The organism is Streptomyces sp. NRRL F-5650 (assembly GCF_000721365.1).
In the GTDB taxonomy this organism is placed as follows: domain Bacteria; phylum Actinomycetota; class Actinomycetes; order Streptomycetales; family Streptomycetaceae; genus Streptomyces; species Streptomyces ardesiacus.
Map to the genome: position 1 here is coordinate 106,582 of NZ_JOGV01000033.1, position 24,369 is coordinate 130,950.

A 24,369-nucleotide genomic window follows, 5' to 3' on the forward strand; every position below is an offset into this window, starting at 1 on the left:
AGGTGATCGAGGAGAAGCTGCGCGAATACGACGACGCCCGTATCACCACGGCGATCGAGGCCAGTGACCACCTCGACACCGTACGGAACCGCCTCGCCCATCTCCTCGGCCCGCCTGCGCCACGCCCTTTCACCCTGACGTTCGCCGGTCATGAGCGGCACGCCGGCGACGCCCCAAGAAGTTTCGTCGTCACCGCCATGAACCTCGATGACGCCGCCCGCATCCTGGCCGGCCTTCCCAGCTGGCACGAGTGGTACCTGGCTGACGCCGGGACCCCTGACGGCCAGGGCGCGGACATCATCTACCTACCGGAGCAGAGCCATCCCGGCCTCCCGACGCGCGGCGAATACGTGGACCTGCGCGACGAGCAAGAAGCCGCTGCGGTGCCTGCGACCGGCGTCACCCGAACCTCGCGCACCCGCCTCTCCGTACCAGTGACCGCCTCGCCCCTGGCCCCCACTCCCGCCTCCCCGGCGGCAAGGACCTCCCATTGACCCAGATCCGTCCCCGCGAGCCCGACTCGCACCCCTATCTGCGCGCTGCCACCGCAGGCGTCCGCCATCACACCCGCGCCCTCGTCACCGAAGCGGCCACCGATCCGGCGCCCGCGGATCGCACGCACCTGGACGTGCTGCACGCGCACCTGATCGCCCTGCACCGCCTCCTCGACCAGCTCCAGGCGGCCACGCGACCACCGCACCCGGCGGCAGGCCGGCATCTGGCCACCGCCGGAACCCGGCTGTGGCAGGCCACGGCCGCCGTGCACGACGCCTTCCATCTCCTGCCCGCCGTCCACGCAGCCGCTGCCGACGAGGAGGAGTGCCATCCCGAGCGGCTTCCGGAAGGCCCTCCAGTGCTGACGATCTGCCAGCGCCACCTCACCGCCGGCCACCTCGTCCGACGCACCACTACCCCCACCGACCTCAACAGCCCCGGGCACGGCCGCACCACCGCCTGCGTCCAGTAACTCCCCGCCCTCGAAAGGCACTGCATGCGCAAGTTCAAGCGCTCCACCTCCACCGCCGTCATCCTCGCCGCCCTCGTCGGCACCGCCGCGCTGGCCACCGCCACCCCGGCATCCGCCGCCGGCTACCACTGCACGACCAGCACCAAGTCCGTCGACGACGCCGCCTACGACGGCTTCTGGGCCGACAACTGGGACTTCACCGTCAAGCTGTGCTCCCGGCAGTCCGGCGACTACCTCTACAGCTACGCCTCCCTCTCCTGGGACGGTCCGGCATACGCCCAGGCCGACGACTCCACGATCTTCGACGGCGCGTACTTCAAGCTGCAGGCGAAGAAGTCCGTCGCGGGCACCGACCCGGTCCTGAAGTCGGCCAACTACCACGGCATCGAATCGCGGCTGGAGAACAGCGACTCCAACGCCAACTACAACAACCACTACACGACGCCGGTCATGAAGACGAAGGTCGGCCCGGCCCGCGTGCTCACCGACGGCGAGTTGTACCTGGACTGGAACAACGACGGCCACGGATACGGACGCCACCAGTTCACCGCCTCACCGGTCGTGTGATCGCCCGCCGCCCCGACCGCCGTCACCTGAAAGCCGCTCCGCCATGACCCACCGGCCCGCCCGGCGCGCCCGCCGCGCCTCGGCCTCCCCTCTGTTCACCCCGCACGGCACCGACCGCGCCAGCCGCAAGGCGGCCCGCCGCCAGCTCGCCGAGGCCGCAGCCAAGGCCCGCGCCGAAGCCGCCCTGCACCCGGCCGACACCGAAGTGGCCGAGCAGGAAATGCCTCGCCCCCTCTTCCCGCCCAGCGGTCGCCCCGGCCCCGCCTCCGCCCGCGGTGGCAAGCTGAAGCTGCCCGCGCACCGCATGACCACCGCGACCGTCGCGGGCGCCTACCCCTTCCTCGCCGAAGGCGGGCTCGGCGCCGAGGGCATCTACATCGGCCGCGACGTCCACGCCGAAGCGAGCTTCTGCTTCGACCCGTTCGCCCTGTACGGCAAAATCGAAGGCTTCACCAACCCGAACGTCCTGTTGGCCGGTGTGATCGGCCAGGGCAAGAGCGCCCTGGCGAAGTCCTTCGCCCTGCGGTCCGTGGCCTTCGGATACCGCGTGTACGTGCCCTGTGACCCCAAGGGGGAGTGGACCCCGGTGGCCGCCGCGCTCGGCGGCACCTCCATCGCGCTCGGCCCGGGGCTGCCGGGCAAGCTCAACCCCCTGGACGCCGCCCCGCGCTCGCCGTCGGTCTCCGAGACGGACTGGGCAAGCGAGATCCGCAAACGGCGCCTGCTGCTGCTCGGTTCCCTGGCCCGCACCGTGCTCGGGCGGGACCTGATGCCGATGGAGCACACCGGGCTCGACGTCGCCCTGGACGCCGTGGTCACCCGCGCCGCCGCCACCGGACGCACCCCGCTGCTCGGGGACATCGCCGCCATGCTCAACAGCCCCGACGACCTCGACGCCGCCGGCGGCCTGATGTCCGGACGCCTAGGCGATGCCTCCCGTGACCTGGCCCACGCCATGCGCCGCCTGGTGCACGGTGACCTGGCCGGCATGTTCGACGCCCCCTCCACCGTGGCGTTCGACCCCAGCTCGCCGATGCTCACCATCGACCTGTCACGGCTCGGCGGCTCCGGCGACGACACCGCCCTCGTCCTCGCCATGACCTGCGCCTCCGCCTGGATGGAATCCGCGCTCACCGACCCGGGCGGCGGCCGGCGCTGGATCGTCTACGACGAAGCCTGGCGCCTGATGCGCCACCCCGGCCTCCTCCAGCGCATGCAGTCCCAGTGGAAGCTCTCCCGCGGCCTGGGCATCGCCAACCTGATGGTGATCCACCGGCTCTCCGACCTGCTCACCGCGGGCGACGCCGGATCCCGCGGACGCGCCCTGGCCGAGGGCCTGCTCGCCGACTGCTCCACCCGCATCATCTACCGCCAGGAAACCGACCAACTCCACGCCGCCGCATCCCTCTTGGGGCTGACCTCAGTGGAGAGCGACGCCATCGCCCACCTCAACCGCGGCAGAGGGCTCTGGAAGGTCGCCGGGCGATCTTTCATCGTCCAGCACCTCCTCCACCCACACGAATTGTCACTGTTTGATACGGATGCCCGCATGCACTAGCCCATCGAACAGCCGATCGGAAACCCGTGACCGCCGCTTCACAGCCCAGCCCCACCGATGCACAGGCCGAGAGCCCCGCTCCCCCTCCCGCCGTCGGCTCCCAGATGGTGATCGATGCCCTCGGCACCTCGCCGCAGCACCTCGCCCGGCTCCACAAGACCGACTCCACCGAGGGCGTCGTCGCCTGGCTCGTGGCCGTGGCCGCCCGTCATCTGGACCGCGTGCACGAGCAACTCACCGATGCCGCCCAGCGCGCGGCCTCCACTCTGACACGCGTCGCCAACGGAAAGTCACAGATCAACTCCCTTGGCGTCCTGCAGAACAGCGCCACGCAGATCGACATCCTGGCCGCGCGCCGCGCCGATGCCGTCGAGCGCCTCAAGGAAGTCCTCCACGCCTACCGGCAGGTGACAACGCTCGATGACACCACCGCACAACCGGCGCACCGCGCAGGGCAAACCCCCATTCACCCGCCCGCACCCAGCGCCCCTCCCGGCCGCGTACCGCTCCGCCGGTGACCCTGCCTCTCACATCCCAGGAACCCATGCCCGCCTCCCGCACCGACCTCGCCTGCTTCGCTGACGTCCTCGCCTCCCGCCTGCCAGGCGACTGGCACAGCACGTACCGCCGGCACGATGCGTACAGTGACCAGTTCCCCCTCGACGACGAGGTCTGGGACAACGGCCACGTCAGCTGGGCGTTCAGCGCATTCGTCCTCGGTCACGACGCCCAGCTGTCCGGACCCGACGGTCAGCGACTGTGCGTCATCGACCGCCCCCTTCATCGCGACCAGTTCCTCGTGGCCCCCCTCGCCCCAGGCGAAGGCGTCAAACCCCACCACTTCGCCGGCGTGGACGAGCCCAACGGCATCAAGGTCGGCAACGACCCGGTGCGTGCGGCCGTCGCGGTCAGCCGCCGCATCCTTCCCCGCTACGAACGCGCCCTGGCCGCCGTACGCCACAACGCGCAGGCCCAGCCCGAGCCTCCGCTGCGCCCCGCGCCGCCCGAGGTCGACCAGGCCCTCACCCTCACCCGGTACGCCGACGGCGCCGTCGGCACACCGTACGCGACGGTTCCCGCCGCAGCCCGCACCCCGCTCTACGTCCACGGCTTCCAGTACCACCCGCACCAAGGTGCCTTCCTCCTGCCCGCCGCGTACGGCAAGGCCGGCCAGGCCCTGCGCATCCAGGCCGTGGCAGAGCAGCTCGCTGCCCACGGCATCGGCGTCAACCTCCGGCACAGCCCGCCGCCTCCCCTCGCGCGGCCTGCACTGAACACCCGTGCCCCACTGCCGGGCTCGACGTCCGCCGCCCACCGCCGCTAGCGCCGCGCCGAACATCGCTGCCCGCCCGCCTTTAGGAGATCCCACCTGTCCATGCCCCGTGCCATGCCCGTGATCCCCGCCACGGCGGGCGTCGCCACCACCACCGACCCGGATAGCCGCTACGTATACGGGCGTCTGGTCCTCGCGCTCACCGACCAGCTCAACGGCGCAACCTCCTACGAGCACGCCGCGGCCCTCACCGACCAGGTCCTGGAACCGACCGACGGCCTGTTGGAGAGACTCGCCGAGTTCTTCGAAGCAGCAGCTGAGAAGGCCAAGGAGGCCGACCACGACGACGGGTTCGACCTCCACTATGACCTGGAGGACGCCGCGGCCACCTTGCGCGGTCTCGGTGAAGACCTGCACGTCGCCGTCGACCGGATGCGCGCCCTGGCGCCCCGCGCCCCCGCACGCCAGACCACCAAGGCGACCATCTCGGGCCCGAGCATCGGGCTGCCGCCGGCGGCGCTGCCCACGCCTGGTCGCACCCGGTGAAGACATCACAGCCGCCCCGGCCGGCCGCTGATCTGGATCAGGTGGCGCACCCGCGCGCTCTGGCCGAGCGCATCCACCATGCCGCCGACGGCCTGCCGACCCCCCGTGTCACCGACCGCCTCTGGAAGCCTCCACTGACATGGACAAACACGACATAATGCCCCGCTTCGGGCCAGCTTCGCGCTCGCGTCACCGCACAAGGGAAGGCGAAACATAGCGGGCAATCCCCGGTTAGCGAAACCGGGGATTGCCCGGACTCTAGAGGCGGATCACCCACCCGCCGCCCTCTTGAGGAGCACCTCATCCGCCGCCCCCACCACCGCCTCCCCTTGGCTATCGCCACTGCCTGCGTGGCCCTGGCCGCGACCGCCTGCACCAGTGACAGCGACAGCCCCGAGGCCAAGAACCCCGCCCCGGCCGCCAGCGCCGACAAGCAGCGGGGGCTGCCGCCCGCGCTGACCAAGCAGCAGGCCCTCACCGAGATCGACCGGTACTCGACGGTCAACAACAGGGCCAATACCGACCGTGATCGCGCCCTGCTCGACACCATCGAGGACGGCCCGCTGTACGCCATGTCGGTCTCCGAGTACAAGGAGACCGAGGGTCTGACCACATCCGAGCGCAAGGCGTACAAGCCCTGGGCGTACGACACGCAGAACGCCCAGCTGTACATCCCGCGGATCGGCCCCGGCCAGCCGCGCTGGTTCGCCGCCGCACTCTCCGGCACCAAGGACAAGGCCCCCAACCGGCTCGCCGTCTTCGCAGAACAGCCGCAGCACAAGCGGTGGGAGATGGTCTCCGTCGCCGACCTCTACGGCACGGACCTTCCCAAGGTCGCCCTGGACGCCGACGGATACGCCACCGCTGTCCCGGCCAACGACAACAAGGAGCTGGCCGCGGACGCCGACCTGCTGCGCAGTGGCATCCTGGACAACTTCGCCACCGGCGGCCAGAACTCCGGGAAGAAGATCTTCGCCGCGAGCAAGGCTCGTGATCAGCAGATCAAGGTCCACGACGAGACTGGCAAGCAGTACGGCAGCCAGGGCACCAGCACGTTCGCCGGTGCTGCCAACCGCTACCGCGACGCGTACGCACTCAAGCTCGCCGACGGTGGTGCGCTGGTCTTCTTCTCCCACACCCACACCCAGACCGACGCGGTCGCCCGTTCCGGTCTGCAGCTCAATCCCGGCAAGGACGACCGGGCCTGGCTGCATGACATCCCGCGGCGTTCCATCCAGTACACGTTCGTCTGCAACGACGCCGCCATGGTCCCCGCGAAGGCCGCCCCCTCCACGCTCCTGGCCTACACCTGCGCCCGCACCGACGCCTCCGGCCCGCCCGTGAACTCCGCGTCCCTGCCCCGCGCATAGCGCGCCCCTCGACCGCAACCGCACCTGGAACAGCCCTTGCCTAACCCCGACTTCGAGCTGTACGACAACGTCGGCCGCGACTCCGATCAGATCGCCGCCGCCCGCTACGGCATCGCCAGCGACCGCGATCTGCTGCGCTGGGCGAAGCGAGATGCCGAGCCCTTCCTGGCCGAACACCCTCTGCCGGGCGCCCCACTGCCGGGCCCGGACCTCTCCCCGTATCACGACGCACTCGCCGCCGCCGTGACACCGGCGCAGGCCAGCGCCGTCACCCAGCACCTCCTGGACGCTGCCGAACCGGTGCTCCAGGCGATCAGCGACTACCTTCTGTCAGCGGCCCGATGGCGCGGCCAGAACCGCGGAGCGGAGCCACAGTCCCCGCCCAAGATGTTGATGACAGCAGCCAGTCGCAGCCTTGACGTGCTGGCCCTGGCGCACCGAGCCGACCTGGCCCTCCTGCGTGCCGCCTACGACCCAGCGCCGGCACCGAAGGCGCGGGGCAATGACCCGACCAGCACGGTCGCGCTCCCCCCGGCGCCGCCGAACGCCCCTCCCACCGGACCGGCTGCCGGCCGGTAACCAGCACTTCTTCGAGGCCACTTGTCCACACGCTCCGTCATCGCACGCCCCGTCGGGACCGGCTTCTGCGGCGTATACGTCCATCACGACGGCTACCCCAGTGGCCGTCTCCCACTGCTCCTCGCCGCTTACCAGCACCGCTTCGCAGGAGACATAGACGCCCTGACCGAGTACCTGATCGATCGGGTACCCATCGGCTGGTCGTCGCTCGGCGCTGACCTCCTCGCCGGCGTCCCGGCATCCCTGCGCGCCGAACTCACCTCCCCTCGGATGCTGCCGGGGCGGCAGTACGACGAGGCCCGCACCCCGGATGCTCCGCCCGTCCGTGTCACGGACGCGGTCGCCGGCGGCCTGGACTGGGGCTACGTGCTCCATCCCCACCTGGGCATCGAAGTCATTCCCCTACGCCGGGAAAAGACCGGTCCCGTCGTGCCCTGGGACACCGATCCGCGCACTCGCTTCAGCGATCACCAAGTCCTGTGGGCTTCCGACCGGCCGGTACCGGCCACTCGACCGCCGAACGCCATGCCGCCCTCCCCCTCTTCGTCCGCTTCGGCAGCTGCCACCGCGCTGGCCCGGCCCGCACAACACCCGGCACGCCCGTTCCGCTGACCACCACCGCCCCTTCGAGGTCCCTTGTCCACCGGATCATGTATCGCCCGCCCCACGGAGACCGGCTACAGCGGCATATACGTCCACTTCGACGGCTATCCCAGCGGTCGCCTCCCGCTGCTCCTGGCCGCCTATCAGTACAAGTTCGCCCGCGACGTGGAGGCCATGAACGTCCACCTCATCGACCAGGTGGCCATCGCCTGGGAGGAGCTGGGCACCGACCTCCTCGACGGCGCCCCCAAGCCGCTGGTCCGCAAGCTGACCGGCGGAGACAGGTGGCCCAGCCGCGAGATGGACAACCTCGTCACCTCCGACGGCTCCCCTCCCGTGCGCGAGGTCATCACCGAGGCCAACTCCAGCTCCCTCTCCTGGGGATACATCTTGCATCCCGAAGGGATCGAGGTGATCAGCCTGTACGCGGCCGACCGCGGACCGATCGTCGACTGGAACACCGACCCGCTCACCCGGTTCAGCGACCACCCCTACCTGTGGCTCCCGGGACACCCGGTGCCGGCCACGCAGCCACCGCGCACCAAACGTGCCCTCGCCGTCGCCACGAAAACCACCCCGGCAGCCGCCAAGCCCGCTGTCCGTCGCTGATTTCGCATCCCTCGCCACTGGAGAACCTCCTGTCCCCGCACCCGCGCCCCGAGATCACGGTCGTCATCGCCACCCAGCTCCGGCCCGAACGGCTGGGCTACCTCACCGACCTGCACGCCAGCCTGACCCGGCAGACTGTGCCGTGGGAGGCCGCCCTCGTCCTCGACGGCGCCGACCGAGCCTTCCTGCCCGCGCCGATCGCCGCCGATCCCCGTGTCCGCGTGGTCGAACTTCCGCGGCCAGTCGGCGCCGCCGCCGCGCGCAATCTGGGCCTGCGCACCGTCCGCACGCCCTTCGTCTGCTACAGCGACGACGACGATCTGCTCAGCGACGACAGCCTCGCCGTCCGCCACCGCCGGATCACCGAGACCGGACTGGGCTGGGTCGCGGGCTGGAGCGCGGACCTACACCCCGACGGCACCACCACGATCTGGCGCTGCCCCACACCGCCCGGCGTGCACCAGCCCGGCGACGTGACCGGGTACTGGACCAGCCCCGACGCTCAGATCCCGCTCGGCCAGACCATGCTCCTGGCCCGCACCGACCTCGTCGTGGCAGCCGGTGGCCACGGTGGGCTGCCCCAAGGCGAGGACTTCGTCATGGTCAACGGCGTCACCAACCTCGCAGCCGGTGAGCTGTTGCCACATATTGTGTATTTCTACCGAAAGCATCCGTCTCAGATGACGGCAGGCGGCGCGGCCTTCCTGGAACTGGAGGGGCCTGCAAGGGAGTTCGCTTTCCGCCACGGTCGTGCGCTGCGCTCCGCTCTGCACCGCTCGCGCGCCGACGGGCTGGAGCTGGCGGTCTGATGCCGCCCGGTGTCACCCAGGCGACCTTGCACTACCTCGCCCGGCGCCTGAACGAGGTCGCCGCGCAGCTGCCTGCCACGCACACAGACGTGGACCCGGTACGGCTGACCGACGACATCGCCCTGCTCAGTCACCACCTCACCTACGCCAGCGAGCGCGCGCAGGAACGCTTCGCCGCGCCTGAGACAGTCCACCTCCCCGAGCGTCACGCCCTCATGCGCCTCGCCGAGGCGATGACTGCGGTCGCCGGCGCCCTGGCCAACCTCACCGAAGCCCTGGACTGTGTGTCCACCGGTTTCTACCGGCAAGCCGTCGCCGGGGTGGAGACCTCGCACCTGCGTAACGACCCGAAGGCGCTGCGGATCATCGCGGCAGAGAAGTGCGGCGAAGCCCGCGCCCGGCTCACCGGCGCCGCCGCATCGCTCCCTGCCGAGACCAGCGCCCCGGCTCCTCGCCCGCGACCGGCCGCGCATCCGACTGCACCGCCACCCGCCCGGCGCGCTCCGCTCACCACCCCCATGGCGCGGACACCGCGTTGACCACCAGGACCCATGCCGACCACACCCCTCGCTCAGATCATCCTCAGCACCAGTCGTGCCCACGGGCTCGTCGCCATCCCTTACGGCGCCGAGCACCGCCGAGCAGTCCGCGCCTTGGAAGAAGCCGGATTCCACCGGATCCCCAGTGGTGCGTTCGCCACTGCCCTGGCCGACGGACCGGCCGCGCGCCGGACGGCCAGGGCCCTGGTGCACTGCGCCCACGAACACGGCGCGACCATCACCACCAGCTCCCGCCCCCACCTCGCGGACTTCGGCGACAACCTCGCCGCCCGGCTGCCGGGCGCCTGGAGCGCACAGCTGGAGCTCTACTACAACCCCGTGGTGCAACAGGACCTCATCGGCCCGCTGTGGGACAGCGGAGACCTCCTCCAGGCCCTGATCCACGAGCACGTTCCCGGCGCGGTCGTCCTCAGCAATGGGGTGGGAACCGAGCTGCTGCTGATCGAACGCCCCGGGCACAGCAGCGGCTACCTCGTGGGCGCCTTCGCCACCGAGGAGTTCGACGACAACTGGGAGGAAGCGAACGCACCGCGCAGCATCGTGCTGCCCGCCGAACCGGGTCTGGCCGCCCACGCCGTCACCACCACGTTCCTGCCGGCCTACAGCCGGGCCCTGTACAACCGCCGCCTCGACACGGTCCTGGCCGCGCTGGAACGCATCCGGGCCGAGCACGAGACCCTGCAGGCCATCAAGGAGTCCGGCCGCTACAGCGACGGGGTGCCGCTCGCCGACGCCCGGATGATTCCCGAGATGGAGGCAACGTTCGCCGACTACGCCTGGCTCTCCTTCCGTGACGTCCTCGAGCACGCTCCCATCCTGCTCAGCCGGTGCCGCCCGGCCCTGACCCCCTGGGCCCAGGACGCCGCCGCGCTGGACCGCTTGCGCACGGCGCTCGCCGAGAGCCAGGCAGTAAGGGCCGAGGATCAAGAACTCAGGGGCGTGTTGTTCTCCGTCGACGGGTGGAAGAAGGCCCGCAGCCGCTTCGGTCTCGCCGCCCTGCCCGCGATCGAGACCTGGCTCGCCGAAAGCGAGGCGTTCGAGCGCCAGGCCCGTGCCGCTGTCCCCGGCGGACCGGTGGCGCTGGCGGCGCCGAGCCCGCGCCTGCTCACCGCCCGCCCGGCACTGCCCGCCGTGCCGCGGTCTTCGGCGGCGCACCGCTGACCTACGCAGAAAGGATCCGCCCTCTGTCCGACCACTTCCACTTCGCCGTCCACCCCGAGCACGGCTTCGTCGCGGCCCCCACCGCCGCGGTCACCCCGCACCTGGCCGAGTGGTTCCTCACCCGCGAGCAGTTCGAGTCCGTCCCCGGCCTGCCGGGCCTGTACCGGCTCACCCAGCCAGAACAGGACGGCCAGCGCCGTACGCGGCAGGCCGTCCAGGATCTGCGCCGCCACGGATTCCAGATACAAGCCGATTACTCGCTCGACCCCGCAATCACCCCCGCGCCGGCGCCCTCGCACATGCACAACGGGCTGCTGGAGCGCCGCCAGCGCATCGCCCAGGCCGCCGCATCCACCTCGCCGCAGCGCGCCCCCGCGCTGCCCACCGCGCCGGCGCGGCCCGCGGCGCGACCGGCCGCGGTCCCCATCGCCGGACCTACCCACGGCGTCGGGCCGGGACGGGGACGGTGAGCATGAGCACCGAGCCCATCCGCATCGCCCGCAAGCGCGGCGGCGAGGTCGAAGTTGAGGGCCCGGTGGATGAGTTCGCCGCCCAGATCCTCGACCGTGCGGGGTTCATCTTCCGCCCGACCCTGCGCGGCGTGTGGATCCGGTTGCACTTCGACACCGGCCAGGAACGCGAGAACCAGAAGGCCACCTACGCCGCCCGGATGCTCAGCGCAGCGGGCTACCAGGTCGATCTCGACCCGAACCTGCTGCCCGCTGCCGGGCATCGTGCCCCTGTGAACTGGTGGCCACCGCGCACCGGGGCCGCGATGACGCCGCAGCCCGCGCCCAACTCCACTCAGCGGCACCGACGCTGACCTCTCAGGACACACAGGACCATGCCGACCCCATCCGCCCGTATCACGCTGTACCTCAGCGGCAACGACAAGATCATCGCTCTGCCGAGCGGGACCGGCCGCAGGTGGGCTGAGACCGCCCTGGACCTGGCCGGCTTCACCCAGAACCACGACCAGATCCACACCCTGCTCCTGGATGACCAGGCCAGGGCGCGCCAAGCGCTCACGCATCTCCACCAAGCCGCCCGCGACTGCCAGGTGAGCGTCGCCACCCACCCCCGTCCCTACCTCGGCGACATCGCCGAGGCGATCGTGACGGCGCTGCCCGGCCACTGGCGAGCAGACGTCCTGGGCCTGCGCGAGCCGCAGGACCAGCACTACCTGCGGGATTACTTGTGGGAGACCGGGAGCCTCCACACACTTCTGGACACCAAGCCGCTGGGCTTCGCAGCGATCCTCCGCGACGGCGGCGGCACCGAACTGCTGCTGATCGAGCGCCCCTCGGACGGCTCGTACATGGTCGGCGCCCTGACGCCGAGCCCTGATCACCTCCATGCGACAGCCCCGGCCCCGCGCAGCGTGATCGCCTCCGAGGCTCACATCGCCGCCCGGTTCATTGGGTCTCGCCTGCTGCCCGACTACGAGCGGGCCGTGCATCTCTCGCGGCTGCACGAAGTGGAGGAGGACCTGCGCTGGGCGCAGGAGGCGCACGAGCCCGGGACGTATCCCATCACGGAGTCGCAGGCGGCGCTGCACCGGTTCCGCACTCACGCCAGCGCGTTCATCGCCACCCTGCGCAAGGGCCAGTCGCTCTCGGCCGAACAGGCTGTCTTCCTCGACCGCATGGAAGACGGCCTTGCTCTCGACGCACCGGACGACCCGGATTCCAAGGCGCTCGCCGACGCGGAGGCGGTGTGGCGCATCGACGGCGAGGCACTGATCGAGATGGCCCGCGCCGCCACACCCCCGCCCGTCACCCCGGCAGGCCCCAAGGTGCTGCCCACAGCCGTGCCACCCCCGCCAGCGGCCATCACCCCCGCCTCCGCTCCGCGCCGCTGAACCCCGAACGCAGCCATGCCACCGCCACCCCCGTTCCGGAGCACCCCATCACCGACACCGCCGCCGATGACCTCGACACCGCCATCGAAGGACTCCGTACGTTCCGCACGCAGTTCGCTGTGATCCATGCGCGCTTCGAGAGCGTCCGCCCCCGCTCGCCGGGCATCGACCCGGCGCATCCCGCCGATGCGGGCATAGCGCGCGCTACGCGCAGGGCCGGCGCTGAGGCGTTCGAGCGCCACGTATCGCCGCACGCCGACAAGCTGCTGGCCGCCGCGCGCAGCGCGGTGGACGCCATGCCGCCGACCCGGCACCACGCCGCCTGGCGGCTGCTGATCGACGATCTGGCGCACGCCACGGTCGAGATCCAGCGCATCCAGTCCACCCCGGACAGCCAGCCGGAACCGGATGCTTCCGTCGTCCGCGACCTCCAGCTGTGGCCCTATGTCCTGGCGTGGGCCGAGCGCTCCTTCATCATCAGCGACCTCGCCGAACAGCACCGTCCCATGGGGCCGCCGCTGCCGCGTGAGGAGCAGCATCTGTGGACGGACCGTGCGCACGCCGCCTGGCGTCGGGGCGACTTGGACGCTACCGAAGCCTGGTACAGCGCCGACAACGAGCTGATCACCCTGGCCCATCTCGTCGAGCGCGATGATTCGGCCGTGGTCGTGCTGGCTGGTGAACTCGGCAGCGAGCAGATGCGGGTGCTCGGCCGCTACGACACCGAGGACGAGGCCCAACGCGCGTCCCCGCCCCCGGTTCCCGCGGGCGTCCTGCACCCAGACGCCCGCTCCTTCGAACACCGACCCCCCGAACCTGAAGCCCCCGTCGCCGAGCTGATCCGGCAGGTCGACGAGGCGCGACACACCGGTGACGTTTACATGGCCCTGCTGGACGCGACGGAGGACTCCGGCTTCACCCGCGCCCCACTGCCCCGCCTGGCCGAACTCATCGGCCGCGCGGCAAAGTTCGCCGACGCCCTGGAGACGAAGCAGGGCCAGCGCACCGCCGCCCGGCTCTCGGTCCTCGCCAAACAGCTGGACGTACTGCGAAAGGAACTCGAGTCCGCCGCCCAGGACCTCGGCGTGGGCGTGCTGCCCCCGCACCGCACACCGCGCCCCATATTCCACACCTCTCCCGCGCCCCGGGCACTGACCACCACACTGCCGGCCGGGCCGGCCTCGCCCCACGCCCCCGGCTCCGCCCGCCGCCGCTAGCACCCCCGCACTGGGGTGCCTCACCCCAGAAAGCACGCGTTGACCTCCACCACCGGCTCCGGCCCGCTGCTCGCGCAACGGCACGTTGCCCGCTTGCTGCTCGGCACGCTGATCGGCCGCCTGCCAGGCGGCATGGCGCCCGTCGCGATCCTCCTCCTCGTCGCCGACCAGGGCGGATCGCTGAAGACGGGTGGCATGCTGTGCGCGCTGTACGGACTGGCCTCCGCCGTCGGGCAACCGGTCCTGGGCCGGATGGTCGACCGGCGCGGACAGACCCTGGTCACCGCCACGGCGGTCCTGCTCGCCACGGTCTGTCTGCTGGCCCTATCCGCGGTCGACGTCGCCACCCACGTCGGCCCGGCCGCCGGCCTCGTCGCGCTCGCGGGGCTGAGCACGCCGCCCCTTGAGGCCGGGCTGCGGGCCTTGTGGCCCGTGGTCCTGCCCGACGAGGCACGGCACCGGGCCGCACTCGCGCTCGACACCGGCACCCAAGGGCTGATCTACGTCACCAGGCCCCCGCTGGTCGCCGTGCTATCCACGACGACGGGACCGCGCACCGCGATGGAGGTGACCGCCGCGCTCGGCCTGATCGGCGCAATCGTGGTACTGAGCGCCGCACCCTCCCGCCACTGGCGCCCCGCCCCCGCGGCTCAGCCCACCGGGGCACTCGGCCCCCTCGCCCACCCGGGGCTGCGGTGGCTGTTCGTCGCGGTGAGCGGCGTCGGCTTCGCCCTGGGAGCGATGAACGTCTGTGCCGTCGCCCTCGCTGACGACCGCGGAATGGACCTGCTGTCCGGGCTGATCCCAGCCGCGCTATCCACCGGCAGTGTCGTCGGCGGCTTCCTGTACGGGTGGCGCACCTGGCCGGGCACGCCCACCGGGCAACTCCTCTCGGCGGCACTGCTGTTCGCCGTCGGCTGGCTCCCGCTGATGGCGGTCGACGGTCCCATCTCCGCGATCACGCTGACCGCCGTACCCGGTCTGCTGCTCACCTCCGTGATCACCTCCGCATTTCTGACTGTGGATGCCCTCGCTCCGGCCGGCACCACGACGGAGGCATACGCCTGGCTCATCGCCGCGGTCGGCACCGGCCAGGCCGCCGGGACCGCCCTGTCCGGCGCGCTCGCCGAGCGCCCTCCGACCAGCGCGGCCCTTCCCGCTGCCGGCGCGGTGCTCACCTTCACCGTCCTGCTCGCCGCCCGCCGCCACCTCGCCGTCCCCGGCGCCACCGCCCGCCGCCGGGGCCGGCACCGCCGCACACCGGCTCACGCCGCTCGCTAAACACCCCCTACGCTGCAAGGAAATTCACCTATGGCTGTCCGCACATCCTTCGAAGTTGTCCACACCTGTGGACACACCGTGACGCACGATCTGTCCGACCGGCCCGCCGACAAGCGGGCCTCCTTCGCCCGCTGGCTCGCCACCAAGGACTGCACCGACTGCTGGAAGGCCGCCCGCGACAACGACAGCGCCAGCAAGGAGGAGTGGCTCGCCGCCAAGCGTGCCGCCGAGCAGCAGGCCGCCGCCGACTGGGCCGCCCAGTTCGAGATGCCGCCGCTCGAAGGCCCCCAAAAGGCTCTGGACTGGGGCGAGCGCTCCCGCCACCAGCTGGTCACGGCCTCCTACACCGCGCTGGTCACCGAAGGCACCTGGGACGAGGCGGACTGGGCCGCGCTCGAAGAGAAGATCCGCACGATCACCCGGGCCGGGTGGTGGATCGACCAGCGGGACGCCGAAGCAACTGACCTTCCCGAGCTTCTCGACGCCGCCACCGAGGCCGACCGCGGCACGGAGAACCCCTTCCGCTAGTACGGCCGGGCGGGTGCGGGATGCCTTATACCCGACGATCCCCGGTTAGCGAAACCGGGGATCGTCCGGACCATTGTCCTTCCACCGCCACCCCGTGCCGTTCGTGGAAGGACCCCGTTGTGCCCCAAGCCGCCCGCCCGCCATACGTTCCCACCGACATCCTCACGCCCGACAGGGACATGACCCACGGCCACTTCGCGCTGGGCGACCAGGTCGTCATCCTCAAGGGCGTGGCCGGCGGGGAGCTGTGGGGGGATGCCATGACGGTGGTGACCCCGTCCTGGCACACGCCCACCGACGAGGACGGGTGGCGGCTGCGCGACCCCAACGGCGGCCAGCAGACCTTCATCACCGCCCACCCCCGCTACCTGGTCCACCTCTCGCGGCGATGCCCCGACTGCCTGATCTACCTGCGCGCCCTTGAGGACTACCTGATCCCGAAGTTCGCCGACGCGGGCACCGTGATCGACTGCGGCTGGTACTCCACCACCGCGCTGAACCAGCTCGTGCACATCGCAGACGCCCGGGGCGGCCGGTGATCGCGCACATCCGCGCGGCAGAGTTCTTCCCCTCCATCCCGCTCTCCGCAGCCCTGGACCGTCCGATCGCCGAACAGGACGTTTTGGGTGATCTCGTGGTGGCCAGCGCGCCGCTCGACGCCAGCGTCGCCGAGGGCGGCCCGCAGGAGTGGATGTTCGCCGACTGGGAGGAGTACCTCATGGCGCCGCAGAGCCTCCACCCCTACGCTGCCGGGCCGAACGCCAACGGCCCCGAGATCTTCCACATGTCGGTCCGGCTGCACCCCGCCGACCGGGAACTGCACCGGCCGGAGTGGGCGGAGATCGCACAGCGGCTGACCCGCGTTGCCGGCCTCGCACCCGCCGGGGACGAGCACGCCTGCCGGTGGGTCGCCCTGCAGGCCCGGCCCGGCCGACTCGATGTGATCGCCAACCTCATCCGCGACGACGGCGCCTGGGCCCGGCAGCCTTACCCACTCGCCCGGGCGCTCATGGAAGAGTGCCGGCGCATCGAGGCCGACTTGGGTCTCGTGCCCGCCCAGCCCCAAGGCGGGCGCCCGCTGACCGCGGATCTGCCGGCCCAACGCCCCGTGCTGCCAAGAACGGTGGCGGATCAGTCCCCTCTTGCGGTGGCCGCGCAGCTCGCCACGCTGATGTGCCAGCTCGCCGACGAGAACAACGGGCCGATCACCTCGGTGCGAGGTCTGGTCGAGCAGGCCGCCCACCGGCTGGAGGAGCTACCCCACTCCTACGGGCCCGACGCGGCGCACCGCCTGGAGCTGATCGCCCGCCGTCTCTACGGGATTCAGCAGGACCTCGAAGCCACCGCAGCGGACCTGCCCGGAGCCAGCCAGCGCGCCGCCCACGCCACCCGTCCGCCCGCCGCCCCTGGCGCGACGCCCGCCCGCCGCACCCGCTGAACACCGAAGAAAAACCCTGCCCGCCGCCCGCTCTCCCGGCTCCCGCCGGACGGCGGCTCTGACCCCCGCCCCCAAGGAATCCATGCCCGATCCCACCCCTGATCTCGCTTCCTTCGCCATCGCCCTCGCCGACGAACTCCCCGGCAACTGGACCAGCGAGCACCAGACACATACGCAGTACCCGGACCAGTTCGCCCGTGCCGAACACGTCTGGGACATGAACCTGGTCGCCCACGCCATCGCCGAACACGTCCTGGACCAGGACGCCGTCCTCACCCGCGACGACGGCACCCGCCTGTATGTCATCGCGCGCCCCCGCCACGGCGAGGAGTTTTTCGTCGGCGCGATGGCTCCCGCCGGCATCCGCCCGGAAGCCTTCCGCACCGTACGGGAGCCCGACGGCATCGCCGTCCCCGACGATCCGGCCCGGGCCGCCGAGGACATCACCACCGATCTGCTGCCCCGCTACGACAAGGCCCTCGCACAGGTCCACGACAACGCCGCTCGCATGTCCGCGGCCTCGGCCCCCGAACTCGTGGTGATCACCATGACCGGACGGGACTTCCACGTCACCAAGCCCGAGCGGCCCGAGGCCGCCCAGATCCTCACCGACAACGGCTGCATCTACGACCAGGACCAGGACGTCTTCGTGCTGCCCGGCGATGACACCGCCGGGCAGGCCCAGGCCATCCAGCGGGCAGCCGCGCAGCTGGACCGGCTCGGCATCGGCGTCAGCGTGCGGCTCCCGCCGGCCAAGCCCGCCCTGGAGACCGCGCCGGTTCCGGCCCCGGCCCCGACGGCAGCCCCCGCGGCCCGCACTCGATGAGCAGTCCTCGACTACGTGACATCACCGGGGACCCGACATCCGCAATCACCGTCATCCCGCCGCCGCACGCCCGGCAGCCAGCCCGCGCCCAAGGCCCCGAGCTGAGCCGCCCTCGCGGCCCGGCGGTAACCCCACCCGGAGCCGTCGCCCATGACGCTCGCCGACGAGCACGACGTGGACGTGCTGATCTATCACCGCGACGGCACCATCTACGTCGACAGCCGCACCGGCGCCCCCCGAACACCTCCTCGGACTGCTCGACAGCCTCGGTCTCGAACGGCACTGCGCCCCCGAAGAGAACGACGAATGGCATCAAGTCCCCGAGCAGATGGATGAGATCGGCCTGAAGCAGATGGCCGACCGCGCCGTCCCCCTGCTGACCGGAGCCGGATACCGGGTGTCGATCGACACGGTCATCGGCGGCACCGCCTACCGGGCCGCACTCGCCGCCGCATCGCAGAAACCCCCCACTCTCCTCCCTCCCGGTCCGCCAGCCGCACAGGACCAGCGCATGCGCCGCTCCCCATGAACGTCCCACCGGCCGGCCCCGGAAGGGGCCGGCCCTACCACCGAGAAAGTCCGCACATCCCCGCACCCGACCGCATGCCCCCGCCCATCACCGCCAGCCGGAAGCCGCGCCTGGCCGCGGCTCTGTTCCGCCGCTACCTGCGCTCCGTCGTCGTCGGCAGCCGTGAACACCCGATCCTTCTGACCGGCGCCCGGCCGGAGGCCGTTCACAGTGAGGCTCGCCGCCTCGGCCGCCGCCGCTGACCACACTTCTCCCTCGTCCCCAGGAGGCTCATGACCGACCCGTCGTCCTATCCCGTACGCCTCGCCGAGGACATCGCCAGCCTGATCAAGACCCTGGACGACCACCTCGACCAGGCCGCCCCGCGCCAAGCGGCCGAGATCCTTGGCAAAGTCCTCGACACCGAAGACGGCGTCCTGGCCCGGGTCACCGACCTGATCGGCACCGGGTCCCGGTTCGCCCAGCAACAGGCCCACCGCGGGATGCTCCCGCCCGAGGTGTGGCTCGCCATGGGCCGGGCCTCCAACGAACTGGCGAGCGTTGGCATGGACCTTGACGAGCACGCCGGGGCCATCAAGCAGCTCGGGGCACCATCCGCCACGGCGAGTCCCCTGCCGCCCAAGCCGGTTGCCTCCGCCATGGTCGTCAGGAGGAGCCGGTGAAGAAGCAGCAGTGGACCGGCTGGGGCGCCGGCGTCCCACAGGCCGAGCAGCACTACCTGGTGGAGCCCCGCTATCTCGCCGGTGGCGGAGATCTCCGCCACGTCGCCGACTTCCTGCGTGCCTCCGGCTGGACGGACAAGTCCAAGACCGGTGGTCCGCTGGTCTTCGACAGCCCGGACAAGTCCGTCCGCATCGGGTACGACCCGTTCATCCAGCCCGGCGGGTGGACGATCTCCGGTAAGGCCACCCCGGGCCAGGAAGCCTGGCACGCGACCTTCGGCCGCCAGACCCCCGTGGAGATCGTCGCCGGATTCACCGACGCCCTCACCCGGCCCCGCTCCGCGCACGCGCCCAACGTGTGGGCGCCGCTGCAGGAGCAGCGCTGGAAGACCGAGCAGGGCCAGCACTTCACCGCCATGAGTCCCGACGGCGGTGCCTGGGTCCAGTTCCACCAGTCCCAGCCCGGCGAGGCGGTGTGGTGGGCCGGGGCCCGCAACGAGCACGGACGGATCTGGGACGCCACCTTCACCGCGTCCACGCCGATGCACCTCATCGAGTCGTTCAGCGCCGCGCTGGCCGACCCGCAGCAGGTCATGCGCCCGCGCGGCCACGTGCCGCCGTCCACTCGCATCCGCACCACGTCGGTGTCGGTGCGGCCCGATGAGCTGTCCGCCTGGCAGCAGGCCCGCGTCCGGGCTGCTCGCGCCGCCACCTGGGCTCGCAACTCCTGGGCCACCACCCGGCCCCGCCGCCAGACACCCGCCGCCGGCCCGTTCGCCCAGGCAGGCTCCCGCGCCCGCCGCTGACCGCCCCTCCACCGTTCCCCTCCTCGCACCGAAAGCACTCTGACTTGCCCCACCACGCCCCTGATGCCCCTGCCCCCGACCAGATCCGTGAGGCCACGAGCACTCTCGCCGGCCTCGCGGCCTACCTCCGTACGCATCCTCCGCTCGATGACGTGCTGCCGCTGCTCGCGCCGCTGCTCGACGAGGACGACGGCGTCCCGATGCTGCTCGGCGATGCCCTGCGCTGCACCGAGCACCTCATCGGCCAGCAGGCCGCATACCCCGTGAGTGACGAGACCCGCCTGCTCATGAAAGCCTTCCGCGAAGCCGCCCAGGAGTTCACGGACTGGCACATCCTGCACTGGGATGTGCAGCGACTGCGTACGCAGACCGGCGCTCCGGGGCGATGACCGACCCCTACCTGCCCACCCGCGCCAACTCCCCGCACGACACCATCTGGTTCGAGACCCAGCCCCGTCACCTGGCCGGACGCGGCGACCCGAGGCACATCACCGAGGCGCTGCGGGCCGCGGGCTGGGCGAACCGCTCCGACCCAGCCTTCCCCCACGTCCTGCTGGTCAGCCCCGACCACCGGCACAGCGTGGTGCTGGAGCCCGACCCCGAGCCCTGCGGGGCATGGTGGCGTATCCGCGGCCAGGAAGAGGACGGCCGGCGCTGGTACACCGAGTTCGGCGCGCACACCCCCGTGGAGATCCTCGCCCCCCTCACCGACGCCCTGCTCGAGCCCGCTCCCGAGCAGACGCCGCCGATCTGGTCGCCGCTGACCGCGGCGGGCTGGTCGTACGAGCGCGACGTACACGGCAACGAGACCGCCCGCCACCCCGATGGCATCCTCAGCCTGGAGCGGTGGTCCGTCGAGCCGGGTGAGACCTTCCACTGGCGGGCCCAGGCAGCCCTGCCAGGCGGCGGCGGTGGCTTCGAGCGCATCTGGCACGCCTACCTCGACGACCAGATGCCGCCCCATCTGATCGCCGCGTTCACCACCGCTCTGGCCAGTGGCGAGCCCGTCCAGCGCGGCATGTACGACGTTCCGCACTCCCACCTGGTCACCCAGGAGCAGCGCGGTCCGCAGGGCGAGCAGCTCGCCGCCGCACACGAAGTGCGCCTCAAGGCCATCCGGGCCGCTGCGCGCAAGGCCCGCCGCAAGACCGCGCTCACCACGGGCCGGCCCGCACCCCTGCCTGCACCGGCCGCTCCCGCCCCCGGCCGGGTCCGCTGACGAGCCGGGCGGCACTCCCGCCCGGCTCACCCCCCTGTTCCATCCTTCGTCTGAGAGCGCTCTTGTCCCCAACCGCCCCCACCAACAGCCCGGATGAGATCCACCGCGAGCGCCTGCACCAGCTCGCCCTCTTTCTGCGCGAGAGCGAGCAGATCCTCGCCGACTTCGACGCCTGGCGAGAGGAGCACAGCGACCTCCACGGCTGGCCCCTGGACGACGACGAGCACAGCCGTCGTGCCGTCAAACGCGACGCGGACACCTGGCGGTCCTTCAACCGCGTCCGGTCCTTCGCCAAGGACCTGCTGGCCACCGCCGAAATCCAGGTGCAGCAGCTCAACCCCGCGCACATCCAGTCCCGCTGGCCCTGGCAGCTCGGCGTCCTCGATCACGCCCTCAAGCAGCTCGGCGCCCTGCAGCAGCAATGGCTCGAAGCCCGTGACGCGCTGCCCCCGACCGCCCGGCCGGGCACCTTCGCGTACGACGACGCGCTCGCCGAACGCAACGAGGAAGCCTGGTCCTACCTCGACGACTGGGCCAGCCACGGCAAGGCCATCCTCGAAATCCAGGCCGTCGCCCAGGACCTCCCACCGCGCTCACCCGCCCTGACCTCAGCCACGACGCACGCACGCCCGGCGGCTGTCGCCGCGGCGCCCTCCTCCGGGGCCCGGAGGTGACCGGCGTGGCGCACGACATCGACATCGCGCTGGTCGCACCCCGTTACCTCGCCGGCCCCGGCGACCCGGCCTGGGTCACCGTCCCACTCCACCGCGCCTGCCGCTGGAGCACCGCCGAGGATCCGCTCGTGCCCCGGGTCATCCTGACCAGCCCCGACCAGCTCGCCCAACTGCGCATCGCCCCGGATCCGGACCCGGCCGAGCCGTGGTGGACCCTGCGCCACGCGCACCACGGCGACCAGCGGGCCTGGTCGGTCACCTTCGACGCCCAGACTCCGGTCGAGATCATCGCCGCGGTCACCGACGCCCTCACCGCCCCACCGCACCGCCGGCCACGCCCGGCGACCCTTACGAGACGCTGCGCGCGGCGGGCTGGCACGCTCCCCGCCACCACGACGATCGTACGTCGACCGCGGGCATGACCTCGCCCGACGGCCTGGCCTGCGTCGACCGCCTCGTCCGCGAAGACGGCCGCACCGAGAACTGGTTCGTCGAGACGTCCGTCCCTCACCTGCCCACGCTCTGGCGCGCTTACCTGGACGGCAACACCCCGCCTCACCTGGTCGCCGCCCTCTTCGGGGCACTGGCCGACGAAACGCCCCTGGTCCGCGAACCGCACCGCGTCCCGCACCTGGCGGCCACGCACGGCCGCACCAGCACGGGCCGGGTGAGCGCCGACACCGTTGCCTTCGCGCTGGAGCACCGCACCACCGCCCTCGCCCAGCGCTACACCCCGACACCACCAGCCACGCCGCCCTGCGGACCGCACGTACCCAAGCCGCGCCGGGCCCGCTGACCGGCCCCAACCCCCCTCTGGAACTGCCCTCTTGCCCCAGCCTTCCTCCCCCCAGTCCACCGACGCCACGGACATCGCCTTCAAGATCCTTCTTGGGGCCATCGCCGTCGCGGTCCCCCTGTCCAACCTCGCCTGGCTCGGCGGCCAGATCACCGCCTGGGCCACCGGCTCCGGGCCCGGCGCCCCCTACCAGCCCGTCCAGGCCCTGCTGCATCCCGATCAGCTCTGGCCCGACCTGGGAGAAACGTCCCTGCTGATCGGTACCCGCATCCTGCCCGGCGCCGTCATGCTCGCGCTCGGCATCACCGCCGCCGTTCTGGTCAAGCGCCACACGGGCGGCAGCGGCGGGCGCAAGAAGCGCATCGACGGCATGGCCAAGCAAAAGGACATCGAGCCCCTGATGGCCAAGGCCATCGAGGCGAAGGCACGCTCCCTGCGCCCCAGCCTGAAGGACGCCAAGCACATCGAAGCCAAGGACACCGGCATCCTCCTCGGCAATCTCCAGGGAACCCGGGCGGAAGTTCGCATGGGGTACGAGGACGTTGCCGTCGCGATCATGGCGCCGCGCTCCGGCAAGACCACATCCCTGGCGATCCCTTCCATCCTCAACGCACCCGGCCCCGTACTCCTGACCTCCAACAAGGCGGCCGGCGACGCCTTCACCGCGACGATCGACGCCCGAGCGAAGGTCGGCCGGACCTGGTCGATGGACCCGCAGCAGATCGCCCACGCCAAACGTGAGATGTGGTGGAACCCCCTCGCCACCGCCAAGACTCTCGACGGAGCAGGTCGTCTCGCCTCGCACTTCCTCGCCGCGAGCGTGGACGCCTCCCAGCAGGGCGACTTCTGGTCCAAGGCCGGATCGAACATCCTCTCCCAGCTCTTTCTGGCCGCCGCTCTCGACGAGCGCCCCATCACCGACGTGATGCAGTGGCTGGCCTTCCCCGCCGACCGCACCCCGCTCGACATCCTGCGCGACCACGGCTTCACCGCGGTCGCCGCCCAGCTCAAGGGCACCGTCGAGGGGCCGCCGGAAACACGAGACGGCATCTACGAGACCGCCCGACAGTACGCCGCCGCTCTGCTGAACTCGGAGATCGCCGCGTGGGTAACCCCGCAGAAGGACGTCGAGGAGTTCCGGCCTGAGGAGTTCGTCACCTCCACCGACACCTTGTACCTGCTGTCGAAGGACGGCGGAGGCGGCGCCTCGGCGCTCATCGCCGCGTGCGCGGACGCCGTGATGCGGGCCGCGACCGCCCAGGCCGAGCGCGCCGGCGGACGACTGGACCCGCCGATGCTCGCGATCCTCGACGAGGCCGCCAACGTGTGCAAGATCAGCGATCTTCCGGACCTGTACTCCCACCTCGGCAGCCGCGGGATCATCCCCATCACAATCCTGCAGTCCTACCGCCAGGGTCAGAAAGTCTGGGGAGACGCCGGCATGGACGCCATGTGGTCCGCTTCCACCATCAAGGTCATCGGCTCCGGCATCGACGACCCTGACTTCGCCGACAAGCTCAGCAGGCTGATCGGCGACCACGACGTGGAGACGAAGTCGACCTCGATCTCCGACTCGGGGAAGTCCACCTCGGTGTCAATGCGGCAAGAACGGATCATGGCCGCCGATGCCATCCGCGCCCTGCCCAAGGGCACCGCCCTCTGCCTCGCCACCGGCATGCGCGTCGCGATGCTCGACCTGCGCCCCTGGTACCTCGAGCCCGGCGCCGACGAGCTGTCCGCCGCCTCCAAGCGCGCCTCGGACGGCATCACCGAACGAGCCGTCGCCAAGGCCGCCCCCAAGCAGTCCGACTTCGGCCCCGCCGCGTAGGGCTCGCCCCTCGCCCTCGATCCGCCCGGCGTCCCCACCATCTCTTTCCCCTCTGCGCGCCAAGCATCAACCCCCTGGAACCTCCTATGCCGCACATCCACG

32 protein-coding genes are annotated in these 24,369 nt (G+C 71.4%); all 32 read left to right on the top strand.

The features are described from left to right. Positions 1 to 2: 2 nt before the first annotated feature. The 32 genes from IG88_RS0126075 to IG88_RS0126225 all read left to right on the top strand — a co-directional run bounded on the left by IG88_RS0126075 (position 3) and on the right by IG88_RS0126225 (position 24,267). Positions 3 to 494 carry a hypothetical protein gene (locus IG88_RS0126075; protein ID WP_031045941.1) on the top strand — a complete coding sequence of 164 codons (492 nt, stop codon included), beginning with the start codon at positions 3 to 5 and terminating at the stop codon, positions 492 to 494. Continuing rightward, positions 491 to 967 carry a DUF6238 family protein gene (locus tag IG88_RS0126080; protein WP_031045943.1) on the top strand — a complete coding sequence of 159 codons (477 nt, stop codon included), beginning with the start codon at positions 491 to 493 and terminating at the stop codon, positions 965 to 967. Before IG88_RS0126075 ends, IG88_RS0126080 begins: the two co-directional genes overlap by 4 nt. A 24-nt stretch (positions 968 to 991) precedes the next feature. Further along, positions 992 to 1,534, top strand: a complete 543-nt coding sequence (locus IG88_RS0126085; protein WP_031045946.1) for a hypothetical protein — start codon at positions 992 to 994, stop codon at positions 1,532 to 1,534. 43 nt (positions 1,535 to 1,577) lie between these two features. Then, positions 1,578 to 3,092: an ATP-binding protein gene (locus tag IG88_RS0126090; protein WP_031045949.1), complete on the top strand. Its 1,515-nt coding sequence runs from the start codon at positions 1,578 to 1,580 to the stop codon at positions 3,090 to 3,092. 104 nt (positions 3,093 to 3,196) lie between these two features. Then, positions 3,197 to 3,610, top strand: coding sequence for a hypothetical protein (locus IG88_RS41645; RefSeq protein WP_063760642.1), 414 nt, complete (start codon positions 3,197 to 3,199; stop codon positions 3,608 to 3,610). Positions 3,611 to 3,636: 26 nt separating this feature from the next. Continuing rightward, complete coding sequence (locus tag IG88_RS0126100) at positions 3,637 to 4,416, top strand: hypothetical protein (protein WP_051852056.1); 780 nt, start codon at positions 3,637 to 3,639, stop codon at positions 4,414 to 4,416. 51 nt (positions 4,417 to 4,467) lie between these two features. Beyond that, the gene (locus IG88_RS42820) at positions 4,468 to 4,911 is read left to right on the top strand and encodes a hypothetical protein (RefSeq protein WP_234332298.1); all 444 of its coding nucleotides are present in this window, start codon (positions 4,468 to 4,470) and stop codon (positions 4,909 to 4,911) included. Between the two features lie 329 nt (positions 4,912 to 5,240). Further along, complete coding sequence (locus tag IG88_RS0126110; protein WP_234332300.1) at positions 5,241 to 6,281, top strand: hypothetical protein; 1,041 nt, start codon at positions 5,241 to 5,243, stop codon at positions 6,279 to 6,281. A gap of 36 nt (positions 6,282 to 6,317) precedes the next feature. Continuing rightward, positions 6,318 to 6,860 (top strand): hypothetical protein, encoded by a 543-nt coding sequence (locus IG88_RS0126115; protein ID WP_234332301.1) that lies wholly within the window; start codon positions 6,318 to 6,320, stop codon positions 6,858 to 6,860. A 21-nt stretch (positions 6,861 to 6,881) separates the two neighbouring features. Then, positions 6,882 to 7,472: a hypothetical protein gene (locus IG88_RS41655; protein WP_234332302.1), complete on the top strand. Its 591-nt coding sequence runs from the start codon at positions 6,882 to 6,884 to the stop codon at positions 7,470 to 7,472. 24 nt (positions 7,473 to 7,496) lie between these two features. Next, positions 7,497 to 8,072 carry a hypothetical protein gene (locus tag IG88_RS0126120; protein WP_031045965.1) on the top strand — a complete coding sequence of 192 codons (576 nt, stop codon included), beginning with the start codon at positions 7,497 to 7,499 and terminating at the stop codon, positions 8,070 to 8,072. A 65-nt stretch (positions 8,073 to 8,137) separates the two neighbouring features. After that, positions 8,138 to 8,881, top strand: coding sequence for a glycosyltransferase (locus IG88_RS0126125; RefSeq protein ID WP_324609014.1), 744 nt, complete (start codon positions 8,138 to 8,140; stop codon positions 8,879 to 8,881). After that, on the top strand, positions 8,881 to 9,420 hold the full coding sequence (locus IG88_RS0126130; RefSeq protein WP_031045974.1) for a hypothetical protein: 540 nt from the start codon (positions 8,881 to 8,883) through the stop codon (positions 9,418 to 9,420). Before IG88_RS0126125 ends, IG88_RS0126130 begins: the two co-directional genes overlap by 1 nt. A gap of 12 nt (positions 9,421 to 9,432) precedes the next feature. Next, entirely contained in the window at positions 9,433 to 10,602 is a 1,170-nt protein-coding gene (locus tag IG88_RS0126135) for a hypothetical protein (RefSeq protein WP_031045977.1), read from the top strand. Between the two features lie 472 nt (positions 10,603 to 11,074). Beyond that, positions 11,075 to 11,425: a hypothetical protein gene (locus tag IG88_RS0126145; protein WP_031045980.1), complete on the top strand. Its 351-nt coding sequence runs from the start codon at positions 11,075 to 11,077 to the stop codon at positions 11,423 to 11,425. Between the two features lie 21 nt (positions 11,426 to 11,446). Beyond that, positions 11,447 to 12,463 (top strand): hypothetical protein, encoded by a 1,017-nt coding sequence (locus IG88_RS0126150; protein ID WP_031045984.1) that lies wholly within the window; start codon positions 11,447 to 11,449, stop codon positions 12,461 to 12,463. A gap of 119 nt (positions 12,464 to 12,582) precedes the next feature. Continuing rightward, positions 12,583 to 13,680: a hypothetical protein gene (locus IG88_RS0126155; protein WP_051852058.1), complete on the top strand. Its 1,098-nt coding sequence runs from the start codon at positions 12,583 to 12,585 to the stop codon at positions 13,678 to 13,680. Between the two features lie 39 nt (positions 13,681 to 13,719). Then, positions 13,720 to 14,961 (top strand): MFS transporter, encoded by a 1,242-nt coding sequence (locus tag IG88_RS0126160; RefSeq protein ID WP_037836671.1) that lies wholly within the window; start codon positions 13,720 to 13,722, stop codon positions 14,959 to 14,961. 30 nt (positions 14,962 to 14,991) lie between these two features. Next, on the top strand, positions 14,992 to 15,489 hold the full coding sequence (locus IG88_RS0126165; protein ID WP_199807499.1) for a hypothetical protein: 498 nt from the start codon (positions 14,992 to 14,994) through the stop codon (positions 15,487 to 15,489). A 179-nt stretch (positions 15,490 to 15,668) separates the two neighbouring features. Then, positions 15,669 to 16,028, top strand: a complete 360-nt coding sequence (locus IG88_RS0126170) for a hypothetical protein (protein WP_078861620.1) — start codon at positions 15,669 to 15,671, stop codon at positions 16,026 to 16,028. Next, positions 16,025 to 16,927: a hypothetical protein gene (locus IG88_RS0126175; RefSeq protein ID WP_051852059.1), complete on the top strand. Its 903-nt coding sequence runs from the start codon at positions 16,025 to 16,027 to the stop codon at positions 16,925 to 16,927. The genes IG88_RS0126170 and IG88_RS0126175 overlap by 4 nt, the downstream gene beginning before the upstream one ends. An 82-nt stretch (positions 16,928 to 17,009) precedes the next feature. Then, on the top strand, positions 17,010 to 17,753 hold the full coding sequence (locus tag IG88_RS0126180; protein WP_031045998.1) for a hypothetical protein: 744 nt from the start codon (positions 17,010 to 17,012) through the stop codon (positions 17,751 to 17,753). A gap of 328 nt (positions 17,754 to 18,081) precedes the next feature. Further along, a complete protein-coding gene (locus IG88_RS44470; protein ID WP_234332303.1) occupies positions 18,082 to 18,282 on the top strand; it encodes a hypothetical protein in 201 nt (66 codons plus the stop codon). A 74-nt stretch (positions 18,283 to 18,356) separates the two neighbouring features. Next, on the top strand, positions 18,357 to 18,524 hold the full coding sequence (locus tag IG88_RS44475) for a hypothetical protein (RefSeq protein ID WP_234332305.1): 168 nt from the start codon (positions 18,357 to 18,359) through the stop codon (positions 18,522 to 18,524). Between the two features lie 30 nt (positions 18,525 to 18,554). Beyond that, positions 18,555 to 18,944 (top strand): hypothetical protein, encoded by a 390-nt coding sequence (locus tag IG88_RS0126195; RefSeq protein ID WP_031046001.1) that lies wholly within the window; start codon positions 18,555 to 18,557, stop codon positions 18,942 to 18,944. Then, positions 18,941 to 19,750 carry a DUF317 domain-containing protein gene (locus tag IG88_RS0126200; RefSeq protein ID WP_031046003.1) on the top strand — a complete coding sequence of 270 codons (810 nt, stop codon included), beginning with the start codon at positions 18,941 to 18,943 and terminating at the stop codon, positions 19,748 to 19,750. Before IG88_RS0126195 ends, IG88_RS0126200 begins: the two co-directional genes overlap by 4 nt. Positions 19,751 to 19,794: 44 nt before the next feature. After that, the gene (locus IG88_RS0126205) at positions 19,795 to 20,139 is read left to right on the top strand and encodes a hypothetical protein (protein ID WP_031046006.1); all 345 of its coding nucleotides are present in this window, start codon (positions 19,795 to 19,797) and stop codon (positions 20,137 to 20,139) included. Further along, complete coding sequence (locus IG88_RS0126210; RefSeq protein ID WP_031046008.1) at positions 20,136 to 20,969, top strand: DUF317 domain-containing protein; 834 nt, start codon at positions 20,136 to 20,138, stop codon at positions 20,967 to 20,969. Before IG88_RS0126205 ends, IG88_RS0126210 begins: the two co-directional genes overlap by 4 nt. Positions 20,970 to 21,031: 62 nt before the next feature. Beyond that, positions 21,032 to 21,643, top strand: coding sequence for a hypothetical protein (locus IG88_RS0126215; protein WP_234332306.1), 612 nt, complete (start codon positions 21,032 to 21,034; stop codon positions 21,641 to 21,643). Positions 21,644 to 21,648: 5 nt separating this feature from the next. Next, on the top strand, positions 21,649 to 22,065 hold the full coding sequence (locus IG88_RS44480) for a DUF317 domain-containing protein (protein ID WP_234332308.1): 417 nt from the start codon (positions 21,649 to 21,651) through the stop codon (positions 22,063 to 22,065). Further along, positions 22,062 to 22,439 carry a DUF317 domain-containing protein gene (locus tag IG88_RS44485; RefSeq protein WP_051852061.1) on the top strand — a complete coding sequence of 126 codons (378 nt, stop codon included), beginning with the start codon at positions 22,062 to 22,064 and terminating at the stop codon, positions 22,437 to 22,439. Before IG88_RS44480 ends, IG88_RS44485 begins: the two co-directional genes overlap by 4 nt. Before the next feature lie 31 nt (positions 22,440 to 22,470). After that, positions 22,471 to 24,267, top strand: a complete 1,797-nt coding sequence (locus tag IG88_RS0126225; RefSeq protein ID WP_031046016.1) for a type IV secretory system conjugative DNA transfer family protein — start codon at positions 22,471 to 22,473, stop codon at positions 24,265 to 24,267. Positions 24,268 to 24,369 lie beyond the last annotated feature (102 nt).

Coding starts and splice junctions, on each gene's coding strand:
- IG88_RS0126085 (WP_031045946.1), top strand. CDS start 992: ATGCGCAAGTTCAAGCGCTCCACCTCCACCGCCGTCATCCTCGCCGCC.
- IG88_RS0126090 (WP_031045949.1), top strand. CDS start 1,578: ATGACCCACCGGCCCGCCCGGCGCGCCCGCCGCGCCTCGGCCTCCCCT.
- IG88_RS41645 (WP_063760642.1), top strand. CDS start 3,197: ATGGTGATCGATGCCCTCGGCACCTCGCCGCAGCACCTCGCCCGGCTC.
- IG88_RS0126100 (WP_051852056.1), top strand. CDS start 3,637: ATGCCCGCCTCCCGCACCGACCTCGCCTGCTTCGCTGACGTCCTCGCC.
- IG88_RS42820 (WP_234332298.1), top strand. CDS start 4,468: ATGCCCCGTGCCATGCCCGTGATCCCCGCCACGGCGGGCGTCGCCACC.
- IG88_RS0126130 (WP_031045974.1), top strand. CDS start 8,881: ATGCCGCCCGGTGTCACCCAGGCGACCTTGCACTACCTCGCCCGGCGC.
- IG88_RS0126135 (WP_031045977.1), top strand. CDS start 9,433: ATGCCGACCACACCCCTCGCTCAGATCATCCTCAGCACCAGTCGTGCC.
- IG88_RS0126145 (WP_031045980.1), top strand. CDS start 11,075: ATGAGCACCGAGCCCATCCGCATCGCCCGCAAGCGCGGCGGCGAGGTC.
- IG88_RS0126150 (WP_031045984.1), top strand. CDS start 11,447: ATGCCGACCCCATCCGCCCGTATCACGCTGTACCTCAGCGGCAACGAC.
- IG88_RS0126165 (WP_199807499.1), top strand. CDS start 14,992: ATGGCTGTCCGCACATCCTTCGAAGTTGTCCACACCTGTGGACACACC.
- IG88_RS0126170 (WP_078861620.1), top strand. CDS start 15,669: ATGACCCACGGCCACTTCGCGCTGGGCGACCAGGTCGTCATCCTCAAG.
- IG88_RS0126180 (WP_031045998.1), top strand. CDS start 17,010: ATGCCCGATCCCACCCCTGATCTCGCTTCCTTCGCCATCGCCCTCGCC.
- IG88_RS44470 (WP_234332303.1), top strand. CDS start 18,082: ATGGATGAGATCGGCCTGAAGCAGATGGCCGACCGCGCCGTCCCCCTG.
- IG88_RS44475 (WP_234332305.1), top strand. CDS start 18,357: ATGCCCCCGCCCATCACCGCCAGCCGGAAGCCGCGCCTGGCCGCGGCT.
- IG88_RS0126195 (WP_031046001.1), top strand. CDS start 18,555: ATGACCGACCCGTCGTCCTATCCCGTACGCCTCGCCGAGGACATCGCC.
- IG88_RS0126210 (WP_031046008.1), top strand. CDS start 20,136: ATGACCGACCCCTACCTGCCCACCCGCGCCAACTCCCCGCACGACACC.
- IG88_RS44485 (WP_051852061.1), top strand. CDS start 22,062: ATGACCTCGCCCGACGGCCTGGCCTGCGTCGACCGCCTCGTCCGCGAA.